Source organism: Metabacillus sp. YM-086, from assembly GCF_048059995.1.
GTDB lineage: Bacteria > Bacillota > Bacilli > Bacillales > Bacillaceae > Metabacillus > Metabacillus litoralis_B.
Genome location: NZ_JBLUOI010000035.1, coordinates 1 through 17,156, shown reverse-complemented (window position 1 = coordinate 17,156; position 17,156 = coordinate 1). Strand labels below are relative to the sequence as shown.

Sequence of the window (17,156 nt, the reverse complement as noted above, 5' to 3'; positions counted from 1 at the left end):
ACTGAAAGCATTTTTTAGATTGAAGTAAATGAATTCATCTCTCGAGTTGACACTAGGACCGTTCAAGGGTTTCGGTAGGTAGTGAAGGTTTTGTTTTTAACTGACCCCCACATCCGACCTCTAAAACGTAAAGGTGTTCCGGTTTTTACCGTTATGGAAATGAAGTGAGTTGTACTTAGATATAGGAGTATGACTAACAAGGGTGGTAACGCGAATTCAACTCGTCCCTTTTATGGGGCGAGTTTTTTATTTTGCAAAAAAAGCTGCTAATACGCTTTTTAAATAAAGGAGGAAACAACATGCAGGAGCAATTAAAACAGCTTCAACAAGAAGCGCTTGAAAAAGTAGAACAAGCGCAGGATTTAAAAGCTTTAAATGACATTCGTGTCGCTTATTTAGGGAAAAAAGGTCCAATTACAGAAGTGTTACGTGGAATGGGTAAGCTTTCAGCTGAAGAACGTCCAGTAATGGGGGCGTTAGCAAATGAAGTAAGAGAAGCAATTGCTACGTCTATTTCTAGTAAGCAGGAGCATTTAGAACAGCTTGCTGTTGAGCAAAAGCTAGCAACAGAGACGATTGATGTGACGTTACCAGGTCGTCCTGTAAGAGTCGGAAATCATCACCCAATCACTGCTGTTATTGAAGAGATTGAAGATCTTTTCCTTGGAATGGGCTATCAAATTGCCGAGGGTCCAGAGGTTGAAACTGATTATTATAACTTTGAAGCTCTAAACCTGCCAAAAGGTCATCCAGCTCGTGATATGCAGGATTCTTTCTATATAACAGAAGAACTTCTTTTACGTACACATACCTCACCGGTTCAAGCAAGAACAATGCAAAAGCATGAGGGCAAGGGACCAGTTAAAATTATTTGTCCAGGTAAAGTGTTTCGACGTGATAACGATGATGCTACACACTCTCATCAATTTACACAAATTGAAGGACTTGTTATTGATGAAAACATTAGTATGAGTGATTTAAAAGGTACACTTGAAGTGTTTGCGAAGAAAATGTTTGGTGAAGAGCGTGAAATACGTCTGCGCCCTAGCTTTTTCCCATTTACAGAGCCATCTGTTGAAGTAGATGTATCTTGTTTCTTATGTGGAGGAAAAGGCTGTAACGTTTGTAAGAAAACAGGATGGATTGAAATGCTAGGAGCTGGAATGGTACATCCGAATGTATTAAAGATGGCTGGCTTTGATCCTGAAAAATATACTGGCTTTGCATTCGGGATCGGTGGAGAACGTATCGCCATGTTAAAGTACGGTATCGATGATATCCGTCATTTCTATACAGATGATGTACGATTCTTAAAACAATTTAAACGAGCGTAAATAGGAGGCTTAAAACATGTATGTTTCATATAAATGGTTAGCAGATTATGTTGATTTATCGGGCATTACACCAGATGAATTAGCAGAAAAAATCACACGCAGTGGTATTGAGGTTGAAGGTGTAGAGGTTTTAAATGAAGGCATGAAGGGTGTTGTTGTTGGTCATGTCGTAGAAAAAGAACAACATCCTGATGCGGATAAACTAAATAAATGTCAAGTGGATTTAGCAAACGGTGAAGTTGTCCAAATCATTTGTGGAGCTAAAAATGTTGATAAAGGACAAAAGGTTGCAGTTGCAACAGTAGGTGCTGTTTTACCTGGTAACTTTAAAATCAAAAAAGCCAAGCTTCGTGGAGAAGCGTCAAACGGAATGATTTGTTCATTACAAGAGCTAGGGATCGAAAGCAAGCTCGTAGCGAAGGAATATTCTGAAGGGATTTTTGTTTTCCCTAATGATGCAGAAGTTGGAAAAGATGCTTTAGAACAATTAAACCTTGATGATGCTGTACTTGAGTTAGGATTAACACCAAATCGTGCTGATGCCCTTAGCATGTTAGGGGTAGCACACGAAGTTGCAGCGATATTAAATCGTGAAGTGAAGTATCCGGAAATTTCTTATGAAAGCTCATCAGAGACAGCTTCAAATTATGTTCAAGTCAATGTAGAAGCAACTGACGATAATCCTTTATATATCGCAAAAGTAATGAAAAATGTCACGATTGCTCCTTCTCCGTTATGGATGCAATCACGTTTAATGGCAGCTGGAATTCGCCCTCATAATAATGTAGTTGATATTACAAACTTCGTACTATTAGAATACGGCCAGCCTCTTCATGCTTTTGACTATGACCGTTTAGGATCTAAGGAAATCTTGGTTCGTCGTGCAAAAGACGGAGAGAAAATTGTTACACTTGATGATCAAGAACGAACACTAACTTCAGAACATTTAGTGATCACAAATGGTACAGAGCCTGTTGCATTAGCTGGAGTAATGGGTGGAGCGAATTCAGAAGTACAATCTGATACAAAAACAATTCTTTTAGAGTCTGCTTTGTTTAATGGCCAACGTATTCGCACAGCTTCAAGAGATCATGGATTAAGAAGTGAAGCAAGTGCACGATATGAAAAAGGAGTTGACCCTAATCGTGTTCCTGCAGCTGCGGAGCGTGCGGCACAATTAATTTCTTTATATGCTGGTGGAGAAGTGCTAGAAGGAGCAGTAGAGGTTAGATCTACAACTTTTGAACCTGCTGTTGTAAAAACAACAGTTGAAAAAGTAAACAGAGTGCTTGGTATGAACATTTCAGCGGAAGAAATGAAGAGTATTTTTGAACGACTTCAATTTGGGGTGGAACTAGATAACTCTACAATCATTGTAACTGTACCTACTCGTCGTGGTGATCTAACAATTGAAGAAGATCTAGTAGAAGAAGTAGCAAGACTTTATGGTTATGATAATATCCCAACAACATTACCTGTTGGTCAAGCGATTCCAGGTAAATTAACTGATTACCAGGAAAAACGTCGCAAAGTTCGCCGTTATCTAGAGGGTACAGGATTATATCAAGCCATTACTTATTCACTAACTAGTGAAGAAAAGGCACCTAAATATGCTCTTGAAGCATCTGAACTAACTAAGCTTGCTCTACCAATGAGTGAGGAAAGAAGCGTATTACGTCTAAGTCTTCTTCCACATCTTTTAGATGCGTTACGATACAATTTGGCTCGACAAATTGATCAAGTGGCACTATATGAAATTGGATCAGTATTCCTTTCACAAGGAAAAGATGTTCAGCCGCTTGAAAAAGAACGTTTATCAGGAGCTGTTACTGGCCTATGGCACTCACACTCATGGCAGGGTGAGAAAAAGCCTGTTGATTTTTATGTTGTAAAAGGAATAATTGATGGTCTTGTTGATTTATTAGGCTTATCAGATGTGATTGAATATAAACAATCTAAACGAGAAGGCATGCATCCAGGACGTACTGCCGAAATATTCCTTGGAGAAAAGCTTGTTGGTTTCGTCGGTCAAGTGCATCCAACTGTTCAAAAGGAACTAGATCTTACAGAAACATATGTGTTTGAACTTTCATTAGTTGATCTTTTAACAGCAGATGTAGAAGAAACTCGTTTTGAAGTCATTCCGCGCTATCCTTCTATCACTAGAGACATTGCACTTGTTGTAAACAAAGATGTTATTGTTGGTGATATTGAAAAGGTAATTAAAGAAGCTGGAGGAAAAATGCTGAGAGATGTGGCTGTTTTTGACCTTTATGAAGGCGATCGTCTTGAAGAAGGGAAAAAATCAGTGGCATTCTCATTACGTTACTTCGATCCTGAACGTACGTTAACAGATGAAGACGTATCAAAGGCGCACGAAAAAGTATTAAAAGCTGTAGAAGAGAAAACTGGAGCAACATTAAGAGGGTAAAATAAAAACGAATCACCGATTTGGTGATTCGTTTTTTGTGCTTCACTTGAATAGGCTTAGTGATTGGGTAGGTTTTTGTTGAAAATTGTCTAAAAGAAGATGAATTCTGAGAATCGAAGATAAACGGTCCGGAATCGAAGATAAATTCTCAGAATCGAGGATAAACGGTCCGGAATCGAAGATAAATTCTGAGAATCGAAGATAAACGGCCCGTAATCGAAGATAAATTCTGAGAATCGAGGATAAACGGTCCGGAATCGAAGATAAATTCTCAGAATCGAAGATAAACCGTCCGGAATCGAAGATAAATTCTGAGAATCGAGGATAAACGGTCCAGATTCGAAGACAAATCTTCAGGAATCGCCGATAAATTACCCGAAATCACAAATAAACCCGCTTATTCGTTTCTGAGAACCTTATTGTTCATCACCTTCTAGCTAGCTTTGCTGCTTTCTCGGTATTTGCAAAATGTTTTTTTGTAATAGTAGCTAAAAATTCTGGACCTTTCTTTTGAATGATTTTTGCAGCGGCAACGTCAACCTGTGCACCTGCACCTTTTGGGATGATAACACCCGCTTTTTCAGATAGCTTTTCGAATTCTTTAATAAAGGAGTATCTCGCAATAATAGATGCAGCTGCAACCGCTAGGTGAACACCTTCCGCCTTTGTTGAAAAATAGATATTTTCTTTATACACTTTTTTCCCTTGAAGATGCTTAAAATACACAGCTGGCTCTGCAAACTGATCAATTAAAAGTCCGTCTGGTTTTTCAGGATCAATCTTACTTAGTAGCTTGTTTATTGCTTGATTATGTAATAAAGCCTTCATTTTGCCCTGTGACATTCCTTGCTGTTGTAGCTCGTTATATTTTTCGTTATGAAGGATTAGCAAGCTATAAGGTATCGTTTTTATGAGGTCCCTTGCAATCTCACAGATTTGAGGATCTTTTAAGTTTTTAGAATCTTTAACACCGAGCTCCTGTAATAACTGCATTTGCTCTTTTCTAACGTATGCTGCTACTACCGTCATTGGTCCAAAAAAGTCTCCAGTTCCAACTTCATCTGAACCGATAATAGAGAGACTCGAAATATTGGAAGGTGGCTGAAAACCAGTTGGCGTTTTGCTTGCTGACGGACCCTTTTTAGCTGAAGGTGTAATCGTCCCCCATTTGGCTGCTTCCACTTCTGCTGAAGCTCCTTGAAAAAGAACCTTACCCGATTTGTACGCAGTTATTGTACATCCATTGGTTTTTGCTGAAAAAACAGCACCTTGGGGAGTTTTCTCTGTTCTATTGTTTTCATAATGTTTTTCCATTTGAGTGATCGTTGTCGAATTTACTTTAATGACTGAGTTGGCCACATGAAACATCCTTTCGTTTATATACTCTTTTAGAAAAGTAATGGCTATCGATATTCTTCCCATATGATAAAGCTTCGTGTTATGATAAGAATTAGGATTTGCAGGAAATGGAGGATTTATCGTTGTCAAATCGCCCTAAGTCTAAAACAACAGTAGATATATATGGTCAACAATTTTCAATTATTGGGACTGAAAGCACAAGCCATATTCGAGCTGTTGCTGCAATGGTTGATGATAAAATGCGAGAGATTAATAGTAAAAACCCTTCTCTTGATATTAATAAATTAGCTGTTTTAACAGCAGTCAATGTTGTTCATGATTATTTAAAATTAAAAGAAGATTATGAAAAACTGGAGAAACAACTAATAGAAAAGGATTGAAGCTAAGAAATGCTAGATTTCGTATTATTTATTATTCTACTATTCGGGATACTAGTCGGCTTAAAACGCGGTTTTATCCTTCAATTTGTTCATTTGACAGGATTTATTATCGCATACATAGTAGCATACCAGTATTTTGATGATCTTGCACCCAAATTGAAACTGTGGGTACCATATCCCGCTACAAGTGATGGGCCAGCTATTCTCTCATTGTTAAATGGAGAGGATCTTGAAGGTGCCTATTATCGTGCTGTAGCATTTGTTATTTTATTTATAGGAACGAAAATTGTCATGCAAATTATCGGGACAATGCTAGATTTTGTTGCGCTGTTACCGATATTAAAGCAATTAAATAGGTGGGCTGGTTCTATACTAGGTTTTTTGGAATCATACCTTGTTTTATTTATCTTACTTTTTATTGCTGCCTTAATTCCTATGGAACAGATACAAACGGCTTTAGATCAATCAGTATTAGCCAACTTAATCGTGAATCATACTCCTTACTTCTCAGATAAAGTTAATGAGCTTTGGATTCAATATATGTCCTAAAGAGACTGACTCAAAAGGGTAATCCCTCCATCACTCAGCAATTATGAGACCAGAGGATCTTGCCCTTGGTTTGAGTCAGTCTCTTTTGATATGTTATGAAATGGGTAAAAATTGTACTTTTTCTTTAATTATTTGTATCATTTTTAGAGAAGTGTTAGATATAGAGGTGAAAAAAATGGATATTCATAAAAAAGATGTTATTCGACTATTAGAAAATATAGCAGTATTAATGGAATTAAAAGGAGAAAATCCTTTTAAAATATCAGCATTTAGAAAAGCAGCAAATGCTTTAGAATCGGACGATCGAAGCTTGGCTCTTATTGATGACTTTACAAAGATAGCAGGAATTGGAAAAGGCACTTCAGCCGTGATTAAAGAATTCGTTGAGACAAAAAGATCAGAGGTTTTGGAGCAATTGCAAAAAGAGGTACCAGAAGGGTTGCTACCATTATTAAAGCTTCCGGGATTAGGTGGCAAAAAAATTGCCAAGCTATATAAAGAACTTAATATAGATAGTGTTGAGTCTTTAAAACAGGCTTGTGAAGAAAATAAAATCCAAGGATTAGCTGGCTTTGGGAAAAAGTCAGAAGAAAAAATAGTAGCGGCTATTGAGGAAATGGGCAATCGTCCTGAACGGTTACCATTGTCTTTCATGTTGCCAATAGCTGATGAAATTGAAGCGTATCTTGAAGAGTGTGAAGGAATTGAAAGTTACTCACGAGCGGGAAGTCTGCGTCGTATGAGAGAAACAATTAAAGATTTGGACTTTATTATTTCTACAAATGAACCTGGTAAGGTAAGAGATCAACTCTTAGCTTTACCGAGATTGTCAGACACTATCGCGAGTGGAGATACGAAAGTTTCAGTTCAATTGCAATATGAATATGAAGTGAGTGTTGATTTTCGTTTAGTTAAGCCTGCAGAATTTGCTACAACCCTTCATCATTTTACGGGCTCAAAGGATCATAATGTAAGAATGAGGCAGCTTGCAAAAGAGCGTGGCGAAAAAATAAGTGAATATGGTGTAGAAAATATAGAAACAAATGAAATCAAAACGTTTCAAACTGAGGAAGAGTTTTATCAGTATTTTAACCTCCCACATTTTTCACCTGAAATTCGAGAAGATGGAACAGAGGTAGATTCGTTTGGTCATCGAACTCAGCTTATCTCATTAGAAGATATAAAGGGAGATCTTCATATGCACTCAACTTGGAGTGATGGTGCATTTACGATTAGGGAAATGGTAGAGGCTTGTCGTAAGAAGGGCTACAAATATATTGCTATTACTGATCATTCTCAATATTTAAAAGTAGCAAATGGTTTAACACCTGAAAGATTAAGAGCACAAAGAAAGGAAATTGATGCTCTGAATGAAGAATATGACGATATAACAATCCTTGCTGGAGTAGAAATGGATATACTTCCTGATGCTACATTAGATTATGATGATGAGCTATTAAAGGAAATGGACATTGTTATCGCTTCTATCCACTCTAGTTTTTCACAATCACAGGATGTTATTATGAAAAGATTAAAAACAGCTCTTGAAAATCATCACGTTGATATTATTGCACATCCAACCGGAAGAATTATTGGTAAACGTAAGGGATATGATGTGGATATTGATCTGCTAATACAGCTTGCAAAAGAAACTGATACCGCGCTTGAATTAAACGCAAATCCTCATCGTTTGGACTTAAACTCAGAGTATGTAAGGAAAGCTCAAGAAGCTGGAGTGAAAATTGTGATTAATACTGATGCGCATAATATGGAAATGCTAGAAGATATGACAATAGGTATATCAACAGCTAAAAAAGGCTGGATTGAGAGTGAAAATGTTATTAACACTTGGGATCTTGACAGACTCAAATCATTTTTAAATAGACATTATAGTGAGTAACACTTTATACATTGTTTTTGTAAAAAGTCATGCCTACTAAAATAGTGGCATGTTTGTTCTAATTAGGAGGTAAACCACATTGCAGCAAAAAGTTTTACATGTGTTAGAGTTTGAAAAAGTAAAAGAACAACTAATAAAACATGCTTCCTCTTCTCTTGGAAAAGAGAAGGCAAAGGCACTTATTCCTTCAAGTGATTACCTGGATGTTGTCACCCTCCAAGAGCAAACAGATGAGGCTGCAAAGGTGCTCAGGCTGAAGGGAAACATACCATTAGGTGGACTTGTTGATGTAAGGTCAACAGTGAAAAGAGCGAAAATTGGCGGTATGTTAAGCTCGGTGGAATTAATAGAGGTTGCAGGAACTTTATATGCAGGACGTCAGATGAAGCGTTTTGTTGAAAAAATGGTAGAGGAAGAAATCGAATTAACACATTTGCCACAACTTGCAGAGCAGATTATTATTCTTCATGACTTAGAGAGAAATATTAACCAATGTATTGATGATAATGGTTATGTACTTGATAGTGCTAGTGTCACTTTAAAAGGAATCCGTCAACAATTAAGAACAAATGAAGCAAGAGTTAGAGATAAATTAGAATCAATGATCCGCTCGTCTTCTGCTTCTAAAATGTTATCAGATGCCATTATTACGATAAGAAATGACCGTTTTGTTTTACCAGTTAAGCAGGAATATCGAGCTTCGTATGGTGGGATTGTTCATGATCAATCCAGCTCTGGTGCGACGTTATTTATCGAGCCTCAAGCTATCGTAGAATTGAATAATGTTCTGCAGCAGGCTAAGGTAAAAGAAAAAGTAGAAATCGATCGAATTTTAACGCTTTTATCACAGGAAGTTGCTGAGCAGGGTGATGACATTTTACAAAATGTCAATTGCTTAGCAGACATGGATTTTATGTTTACAAAGGCTAAATATGCAAAGCAAATCAAAGGAACAAAGCCAGAAGTGAATCAAGATGGTGTTATTCGAATGTTAAAGGCTCGACATCCACTTTTACCTTTAGACGAAGTTGTTGCTAATGATATTGAATTAGGAACTGATTTCACAACAATCGTGATTACAGGACCAAATACAGGTGGTAAAACTGTTGCTTTGAAAACACTTGGATTATGTACACTTATGGCACAGGCTGGGTTACAAATTCCAGCACTAGATGGTTCAGAAGTGACTGTATTTAAAGCAGTATATGCTGATATTGGTGATGAGCAATCAATTGAGCAAAGTTTAAGTACGTTCTCCTCGCATATGGTGAATATTGTTGATATTCTTCAAAAAGCAGATGACCAAAGTCTTGTGTTGTTTGATGAGCTTGGAGCTGGAACGGATCCGCAAGAAGGGGCAGCGTTAGCGATTTCTATACTTGATGAAGTGTATAACAGAGGAGCAAGAGTTGTTGCAACAACTCATTATCCGGAATTGAAAGCATATGGCTACAATCGTCCAGGCGTGATTAATGCGAGTGTTGAGTTTGATATCACAACCTTAAGTCCGACGTATAAGCTTTTAATTGGTGTACCCGGTCGTAGTAACGCTTTTGAAATTTCTAAGCGATTAGGTTTACAAGAACAAATCATTAATATGGCAAGAGCACAAATGAGTGACGAAAGTAATGAAGTTGATACAATGATTGCTTCATTAGAAACAAGCAAAAAAACTGCTGAACATGAACGTGTTGAAGCCGAGAGATTTCGTCAAGAAGCTGAAAAGCTTCATAAAGAGCTTCAAAAACAAATCATTGAATTTAATGAGCAACGTGACGCCTTATATGAAAAAGCAGAACGTAGTGCCGCAGAAAAACTAGAAGAGGCAAACAAAGAAGCTGAACAAATTATTAGAGATTTAAGAAAGATGCGCAAAGAACAGCATGCTCAAGTTAAGGAGCATGAATTGATTGATGCAAAAAAACGACTGGAAGAAGCTCAGCCCCATTTTGTGAAAAGCAAAAAGGTAGAGAAAAAGCAGCCTGTTAAACAAGAGTTCTTGCCTGGTGATGAAGTAAAAGTGATTAGCTTTGACCAAAAGGGCCATCTTGTTGAAAAAGTGAGTGATAATGAATGGCAAGTGCAAATGGGAATTATGAAAATGAAGGTTAAAGAAGCAGATCTTCAATACATCAAACGTCCTAAGCAGGAAGTACAAGCAAAGCCACTAGCTGCTGTAAAAGGGAAAGATTATCACGTCTCGCTTGAATTGGATTTACGTGGAGAACGGTATGAAAATGCCTTATTGAGAGTAGAAAAGTACCTGGATGACGCGGTTTTAGCGGGGTATCCAAGAGTTTCCATTATCCACGGAAAAGGAACAGGCGCGCTGAGAACAGGTGTTAGGGAGCTATTAAAGAATCACCGCAGCGTGAAAAATACACGATTTGGAGAAGCCGGAGAAGGCGGTACAGGAGTTACTATTGTAGAACTCAAATAGTGGGGAGAAGATAATATGAATACATTTTGGGAAAATGAGCTTGTTCAAATTGCTGCCTACTATAGTGTTGTTGTTTTATGTATCATTGTATTTTTGACCATATTTGAACTCGTTACGAAATATAAAAACTGGGAAGAAATTCAAAATGGTAATTTTGCCGTTGCAATGGCTACTGGTGGGAAAATTTTTGGGATTGCTAATATCTTTCGATTTTCTATTAATCAACATGATAGCTTATTGGAAATGATGGGTTCGGGTTTATTTGGCTTCATATTGTTACTTTTAGGTTATTTTATTTATGAATTTATGACGCCAAAATTTAAAATAGATGAAGAGATACAAAAGGATAATCGTGCAGTAGGATTTATTTCGTTAGTCATATCTGTAGGTTTATCATTTGTTATAGGGGCGGCAATATAAGGAGTGTATACTATTGGAGACGTTGGCAAAGGTAATGTTCGGTTTATGCGGTCTATTTATTTTAATTGGGGTTATTTATTTAGTTTTCTTTTAAATGATATTTATAAAAAGTCTGGCTATATGTCAGGCTTTTTTATTTGTTTAATTTAGTCATCATATAGTGAGTATGCCTTTTATAAATATTTTATATTTCTGAAAATAAAAAAATCTGCTATACTTTTTTTAAGTGGAAGCGCAAGTGAATATTTTCAAAAAGATTAGATTTCCTCATTGCTTATATATCCCTCAGGAGGAGGAGAGTAAAATGGAAAGTCAAAAACCTTGGTTATCATTATATCCTACCGAAATTCCTCATCAAATTAATACTGATCAAAAACCACTGCATTATTATTTAGAACAATCTGCACTAGAATTTCCTAATAAAATCGCTATTCATTTTTTAGGAAAGGAGTTAACCTATTCAGACCTATATGATCAATCTTTAAAGCTGGCGAATTATTTCCAATCCTTGGGGTTAGAAAAGGGAGATCGTGTGTCAATAATGCTTCCAAATTGTCCACAAGCAGTGATCTCTTATTATGCTGTATTACTAGCTGGCGGTATTGTTGTCCAGACGAATCCTTTATATATGGAAAGAGAATTAGAATACCAACTAAAAGACAGCGAGTCCACTTTTATCGTAACGCTTGATTTATTATATCCGAGAGTTTCTAAAATGAAAGCGTTAACAAAATTGCGGCATATTATCGTCACAGGCATTAAAGATTATTTGCCATTTCCGAAAAATTTATTGTATCCTTTTGTCCAAAAGAAGCAAAATCAAATCGTTGTAAAAGTAGAACATGAGGGCAGCACGCATTTGTTTAAAAAAATTATGGAATTATCAAAGCCTTCTGTTGAAGTACCAGCATATATTCCTTCAGAAGACGTGGCCCTCCTGCAATATACTGGAGGTACGACAGGTTTTCCTAAGGGTGTTATGCTTTCACATGAAAATGTTGTTTCAAACACAAAGATGTGTGCAGCATGGATGTACAAATGCAAAAGAGGGGAAGAATCTGTATTAGGAATTATTCCTTTCTTTCATGTTTATGGGATGACAACTGTTATGAACTTATCTGTGATGCAGAGCTTTAAAATGATTCTTTTACCAAAGTTTGATGCCACAGATACATTAAAAACAATTGAAAAATTAAAGCCAACATTATTTCCAGGTGCTCCAACAATTTATATTGCACTTTTGAATCATCCTGATATTCATAAGTATAATCTTTCCTCAATCGAATGCTGCATAAGTGGATCCGCTCCGCTTCCTGTGGAAATACAAGAAAAATTTGAACAAATAACAGGTGGGAAATTAGTAGAAGGCTATGGCTTATCGGAAGCATCTCCCGTTACTCATTCAAATTTTATTTGGGGGAAAAGAAAGAAAGGCAGTATTGGTGTTCCATGGCCAAACACAGACGCAGTTGTTCTTTCTTATGAAAATGGGGGGATCGCTGAGCCGAATGAACTTGGAGAGATTGCGATTAGAGGTCCTCAAGTTATGCAAGGATATTGGAATAAAAAGGAAGAAACAGAAGCGACGATTAAAGATGGTTGGCTGCTAACAGGTGATATTGGCTACATGGATGAAGAAGGTTACTTTTATATTGTAGATCGTAAGAAGGATATGATTATTGCTGGTGGGTTTAATATTTACCCACGTGAGATTGAAGAAATTCTATACGAGCATGAAAAAGTCAAAGAGGTAGTGGTTGCGGGAATTCCTGATCCCTATCGTGGAGAGACAGTAAAAGCTTATATAGTTTTAAAGGATCATCAACATGCAACAGCCGAGGAATTTAATGAATATGCGCGTAAACATTTAGCGGCATATAAGGTACCACATATTTATGAATTTAGAGACGATCTTCCTAAAACAGCTGTCGGAAAAATATTAAGACGTGCATTAGTTGAAGAGGAAAAAGAAAAAATGAAAAACGCAAACTAATAGTGAAATAAAGAGAGAGGGTTTTAGGGTTTTATACTTAAGACCCTCTCGATTACATATTGAAAAATGAAAATAAAAAATTGCTAATTGAGGGCTTGACATAAAGCTAAGGAAAACTTAAGATTGAATTATGAATGATTATTCATTCATTAAGAAAAAGGAGTCGAACATTACATTGAGACAGAAGAAACCAAAGTTTATTCAGATCATTGATGCAGCTGTTATTGTAATTGCAGAAAATGGTTATCATCAAGCACAAGTATCCAAGATTGCTAAGCAAGCTGGAGTTGCTGATGGAACTATATACTTATATTTTAAAAATAAAGAAGACATCCTTGTTTCTCTTTTTCAAGAGAAGATGGGCGTTTTTATAGAAAAAATTGAAGAAGAAATAAAAGATAAAACAAATGCAGCAGACAAGTTGTATTCTCTGATTGAAAAACACTTTACACTACTTTCAGAAGATCATCAACTTGCCATTGTGACACAACTTGAGTTAAGACAGTCTAACAAGGACTTACGACTGCGAATAAACGAGGTATTAAAGGGTTACCTCAATGTTGTTGACAAAATTATTCAAGAAGGAAAGGAAAGTGGAGAATTTAGACAAGACTTAGATGTAAGATTAGCAAGACAAATGATTTTTGGAACCATTGATGAAACAGTAACAACATGGGTCATGAATGAACAAAAATACAGTTTAGTTAATCAAACAAAGAAAGTTCACGATTTATTTGTTTACGGTTTTGTGACACCTAAATCTTCGTGAAATTTGTTCCCTTCTCTAAATAAGGGAGGGGACATGATAAATAAGGCATTTTCCTACTATAAAGAAAATACATTTAAGTAGATTTTAGTAAATAGGAGGAAATTAGATGAAGCTGTTAAGGCTAACCAAAGAAAACAATGTTGCTGTTGTGACGATTAATCATGAACCAGCAAATGCACTTTCATCAAATGTTTTGAAAGAGCTTTCAATTTTACTTGATTCAATTGAACAAGATGACCAGGTCCGAGCGGTCGTACTTCGTGGTGAAGGAAGATTTTTCTCTGCTGGAGCAGATATTAAGGAGTTTGTTACTGTTTCATCAGATGGAGAGTTTTCAAAATTAGCAGAAGAGGGACAGAAAATATTTGAAAGAATTGAAAACTTCCCTAAGCCGATTATTGCAGCCATACATGGTGCTGCATTAGGGGGCGGTTTAGAACTTGCAATGTCTTGTCATCTACGAATTGTAACGGAAGATGCTAAGCTTGGATTACCGGAATTACAACTAGGAATTATTCCAGGTTTTGGTGGTACTCAAAGGCTACCAAGATATATCGGTAGGGGCCGTGCATTAGAAATGATGGTAACAAGTGAACCAATCCTAGGGAAGGAAGCAGTAGAACTAGGTCTTGCAAATCATGCCTACCCGCAAGAGAGTATGTTAGAAGAAGCAAAGAAATTAGCTGGCAAGTTTGCTCAAAAAAGCCCAGGCTCAGTTAAAGCAGTCATATCACTTTTAAATGCTTCTAAAATCTCCACCTATGAGGAAGGAATGAAACAGGAAGCTAAGCTTTTTGGGGAACTTTTTAATAGCGCTGATGCAAAAGAGGGGATTACAGCTTTTATTGAAAAGAGAAAGCCGAATTTCACGGGAAAATAAAGTATCTATTAAAATACTTAACTTAACATGGGGGAATGGAAAATGAATATCTTCGTAATTATGAAAAGAACGTTTGATACTGAGGAAAAGATTGCTGTGCAAAATGGAAAAATCAATGAGGATGGAGCAGAGTTTATTATAAATCCTTATGATGAATATGCAATCGAAGAAGCTATTCAATTACGTGATGCAAATGGGGGAGAAGTAACGGTAGTCACAATTGGTGGAGAGGATTCAGAGAAAGAATTAAGAACAGCTTTGGCTATGGGGTGTGATAAAGCTGTTTTAATTAATACTGAAGATGATTTAGAAAATGGTGATCAATATTCAACCTCAAGAATTTTAGCTGAATATCTTAAAGACCAAGAAGTAGATATTATCCTTGGTGGAAATGTAGCTATTGACGGTGGATCTGGACAGGTTGGTCCAAGACTAGCTGAGTTATTAGATATTGCGTATGTAACAACCATTACTAAGCTTGAAATTGATGGAGACAAAGCAACGATTGTTCGAGATGTAGAGGGAGACTCTGAGGTTATTGAAGCATCTCTTCCACTTCTTGTAACAGCTCAACAGGGGTTAAATGAACCTCGTTATCCATCATTACCAGGAATTATGAAAGCAAAGAAAAAGCCATTAGATGAGCTTGAATTAGATGATCTTGATTTAGACGAAGACGATGTTGAAGCTAAAACAAAAACAATTGAAATCTATTTACCACCGAAAAAAGAGGCTGGAAAAGTATTAGAAGGTGAAATAGGGGATCAAGTAAAAGAATTAGTTTCATTACTTAGAAATGAAGCGAAAGTTGTTTAATTGATAGAGAAGGTTCTGTGAAGTATGGGAGAGAAATTTTAAATAGTTGAACAGGGGGAAATGATAATGGCAAGAAAAGTACTTGTATTAGGTGAGGTTCGTGATCAATCACTACGTAATGTATCTTTTGAGGCGATTGCTGCAGGAAAAACAATTGCAGAGGGTGGAGAGGTTGTTGCTGTTTTATTAGGAGATAATGTTTCAGCATTATCAACCGAATTAATTCATTTTGGTGCTGATCGTGTTGTGGCGGTTGAAAATGAAAAATTACAAACATATACACCAGATGGTTACTCTCAAGCTTTATTGTCGGTTATTTCAGAAGAAAATCCTGAAGGCATTGTTTTTGGTCATACGGCACTTGGTAAAGACCTATCACCTAAAATTGCAGCAAGATTAGGCTCGGGGTTAATTTCAGATGCTACAGCTATTGAGGTAACAGGTGGAAATGTGGTATTTACTCGTCCAATTTATTCAGGAAAAGCATTTGAGAAGAAAATAGTAACTGACGGAGTTATCTTTGCCACTATTCGTCCAAACAATATCGCTCCACTAGAGAAAGATGATACAAGAAGCGGAGACACAAATACCCTATCTGTAGATATTAAAGATTTAAGAACAATTGTAAAGGAAGTTGTTCGTAAAGCTTCAGAGGGTGTTGATTTATCAGAAGCAAAAGTTGTTATTGCTGGTGGTCGTGGAGTTAAGAGTGAAGATGGTTTTGAACCTTTAAAAGAATTAGCAAATGTTTTAGGAGGAGCAGTAGGGGCTTCGCGTGGAGCATGTGATGCTGAATATTGTGATTACTCTCTTCAAATCGGTCAAACTGGAAAAGTGGTAACTCCTGATTTATATATTGCATGCGGAATTTCAGGTGCGATTCAACATCTAGCAGGTATGTCAAACTCTAAGGTCATAGTGGCAATTAACAAAGACCCTGAAGCTAACATCTTTAAAGTAGCAGACTATGGAATCGTAGGAGATCTATTTGAAGTTGTTCCACTATTAACAGAAGAATTTAGAAAATTAAAGGTTCACGCATAATATTAGTTTAAACAAAAGCACGTTTCCAAAGCGTGCTTTTTAATTTAAGGTGTTTTGCCAAAGTGTTATATTTATTGATATCATGTTTTAGCTTAATAGTGGAATGTAGCGAAAGACACTCGACTCCTGCGGGAGGTAGAGGAAAGGCTGAGACCCCGCAGGCAAAGCCGAGGAGGCTCAGCTTCCTCCCCGCGGAAAGCGAGTGTCTGTAGCGCAATGAAACGAACTAATTTCACACGGGTTGAGAAATAAAAAAGAAAGAATTAAATGTATTTGCTTCAATACAACTTAATCTATACAAAATATGTCGTTTATTGAAAAAACATGTTATTCTTTCTCAACATAGGGAAAAGTAATACTGAAGCAAATCATTAGCTTACTTAGCACTGTAATGCTATACTTTAAACATATTTACCCTTACAATTTAGGAGGAATTACGAATGGCAATTACAAATGTAACAGATCAAACATTTTCAAACGAAACAAACGAAGGTGTCGTATTAGTAGATTTTTGGGCACCATGGTGCGGACCTTGTAAAATGATTGCTCCAGTTCTTGAAGAGCTTGATTCAGATATGGGAGATAAAGTGAAAATCGTTAAAGTTGATGTTGATGAGAACCAAGAAACAGCTGGCAAATTCGGCGTTATGAGTATCCCAACTTTACTTGTACTAAAAGACGGTGAAGTTGTTGATAAAGCTGTAGGATATCAGCCAAAAGAAGCGCTTGCTGAAGTATTAAACAAGCACGTATAAGAAATTACCTTGATTTTTATCATGCTGTTTATAAAAAGGATTGACCTTGTGTCAATCCTTTTTACAATGAATGCAAGATAGGAAAG

Annotated in this window: 14 protein-coding genes and 1 other annotated feature (1 of these 15 running past the window's edge); of the genes, 13 read left to right on the top strand and 1 reads right to left on the bottom strand. The window is 36.7% G+C overall.

What is annotated here, in order from left to right:
- Positions 1 to 232: a binding site (T-box leader), on the top strand (it extends 61 nt beyond the left edge of the window).
- A gap of 67 nt (positions 233 to 299) precedes the next feature.
- A complete protein-coding gene (gene pheS / locus ACEWK1_RS15385; RefSeq protein WP_098795866.1) occupies positions 300 to 1,334 on the top strand; it encodes a phenylalanine--tRNA ligase subunit alpha in 1,035 nt (344 codons plus the stop codon).
- A 16-nt stretch (positions 1,335 to 1,350) separates the two neighbouring features.
- A complete protein-coding gene (gene pheT, locus ACEWK1_RS15380; RefSeq protein ID WP_212136889.1) occupies positions 1,351 to 3,765 on the top strand; it encodes a phenylalanine--tRNA ligase subunit beta in 2,415 nt (804 codons plus the stop codon).
- A gap of 426 nt (positions 3,766 to 4,191) precedes the next feature.
- On the opposite strand, the gene rnhC is transcribed toward pheT, so the two are convergent.
- Positions 4,192 to 5,124 carry a ribonuclease HIII gene (gene rnhC, locus ACEWK1_RS15375; protein WP_212136887.1) on the bottom strand — a complete coding sequence of 311 codons (933 nt, stop codon included), beginning with the start codon at positions 5,122 to 5,124 and terminating at the stop codon, positions 4,192 to 4,194.
- Positions 5,125 to 5,246: 122 nt separating this feature from the next.
- Between rnhC and zapA the strand changes: the two genes are divergently transcribed.
- The 11 genes from zapA (at position 5,247) to trxA (ending at position 17,070) form a co-directional block, all read left to right on the top strand.
- Positions 5,247 to 5,504, top strand: a complete 258-nt coding sequence (zapA, locus tag ACEWK1_RS15370) for a cell division protein ZapA (protein WP_098795869.1) — start codon at positions 5,247 to 5,249, stop codon at positions 5,502 to 5,504.
- Between the two features lie 9 nt (positions 5,505 to 5,513).
- Positions 5,514 to 6,053 (top strand): CvpA family protein, encoded by a 540-nt coding sequence (locus ACEWK1_RS15365; RefSeq protein ID WP_098795870.1) that lies wholly within the window; start codon positions 5,514 to 5,516, stop codon positions 6,051 to 6,053.
- A gap of 175 nt (positions 6,054 to 6,228) precedes the next feature.
- Positions 6,229 to 7,953, top strand: coding sequence for a DNA polymerase/3'-5' exonuclease PolX (gene polX / locus ACEWK1_RS15360; RefSeq protein ID WP_212136886.1), 1,725 nt, complete (start codon positions 6,229 to 6,231; stop codon positions 7,951 to 7,953).
- A 79-nt stretch (positions 7,954 to 8,032) separates the two neighbouring features.
- On the top strand, positions 8,033 to 10,393 hold the full coding sequence (locus ACEWK1_RS15355) for an endonuclease MutS2 (protein ID WP_212136884.1): 2,361 nt from the start codon (positions 8,033 to 8,035) through the stop codon (positions 10,391 to 10,393).
- Between the two features lie 15 nt (positions 10,394 to 10,408).
- Positions 10,409 to 10,813 (top strand): DUF350 domain-containing protein, encoded by a 405-nt coding sequence (locus ACEWK1_RS15350; protein WP_098795873.1) that lies wholly within the window; start codon positions 10,409 to 10,411, stop codon positions 10,811 to 10,813.
- Between the two features lie 304 nt (positions 10,814 to 11,117).
- Positions 11,118 to 12,806, top strand: a complete 1,689-nt coding sequence (locus ACEWK1_RS15345; RefSeq protein WP_098795874.1) for an AMP-binding protein — start codon at positions 11,118 to 11,120, stop codon at positions 12,804 to 12,806.
- A gap of 175 nt (positions 12,807 to 12,981) precedes the next feature.
- Positions 12,982 to 13,575 carry a TetR/AcrR family transcriptional regulator gene (locus tag ACEWK1_RS15340; RefSeq protein WP_098795875.1) on the top strand — a complete coding sequence of 198 codons (594 nt, stop codon included), beginning with the start codon at positions 12,982 to 12,984 and terminating at the stop codon, positions 13,573 to 13,575.
- Between the two features lie 106 nt (positions 13,576 to 13,681).
- Positions 13,682 to 14,455 carry an enoyl-CoA hydratase gene (locus tag ACEWK1_RS15335; RefSeq protein WP_212136882.1) on the top strand — a complete coding sequence of 258 codons (774 nt, stop codon included), beginning with the start codon at positions 13,682 to 13,684 and terminating at the stop codon, positions 14,453 to 14,455.
- 42 nt (positions 14,456 to 14,497) lie between these two features.
- Complete coding sequence (locus ACEWK1_RS15330) at positions 14,498 to 15,271, top strand: electron transfer flavoprotein subunit beta/FixA family protein (protein WP_121663017.1); 774 nt, start codon at positions 14,498 to 14,500, stop codon at positions 15,269 to 15,271.
- A 66-nt stretch (positions 15,272 to 15,337) separates the two neighbouring features.
- Complete coding sequence (locus tag ACEWK1_RS15325) at positions 15,338 to 16,315, top strand: electron transfer flavoprotein subunit alpha/FixB family protein (protein ID WP_098795878.1); 978 nt, start codon at positions 15,338 to 15,340, stop codon at positions 16,313 to 16,315.
- A gap of 440 nt (positions 16,316 to 16,755) precedes the next feature.
- On the top strand, positions 16,756 to 17,070 hold the full coding sequence (gene trxA, locus ACEWK1_RS15320) for a thioredoxin (RefSeq protein ID WP_098795879.1): 315 nt from the start codon (positions 16,756 to 16,758) through the stop codon (positions 17,068 to 17,070).
- Positions 17,071 to 17,156 lie beyond the last annotated feature (86 nt).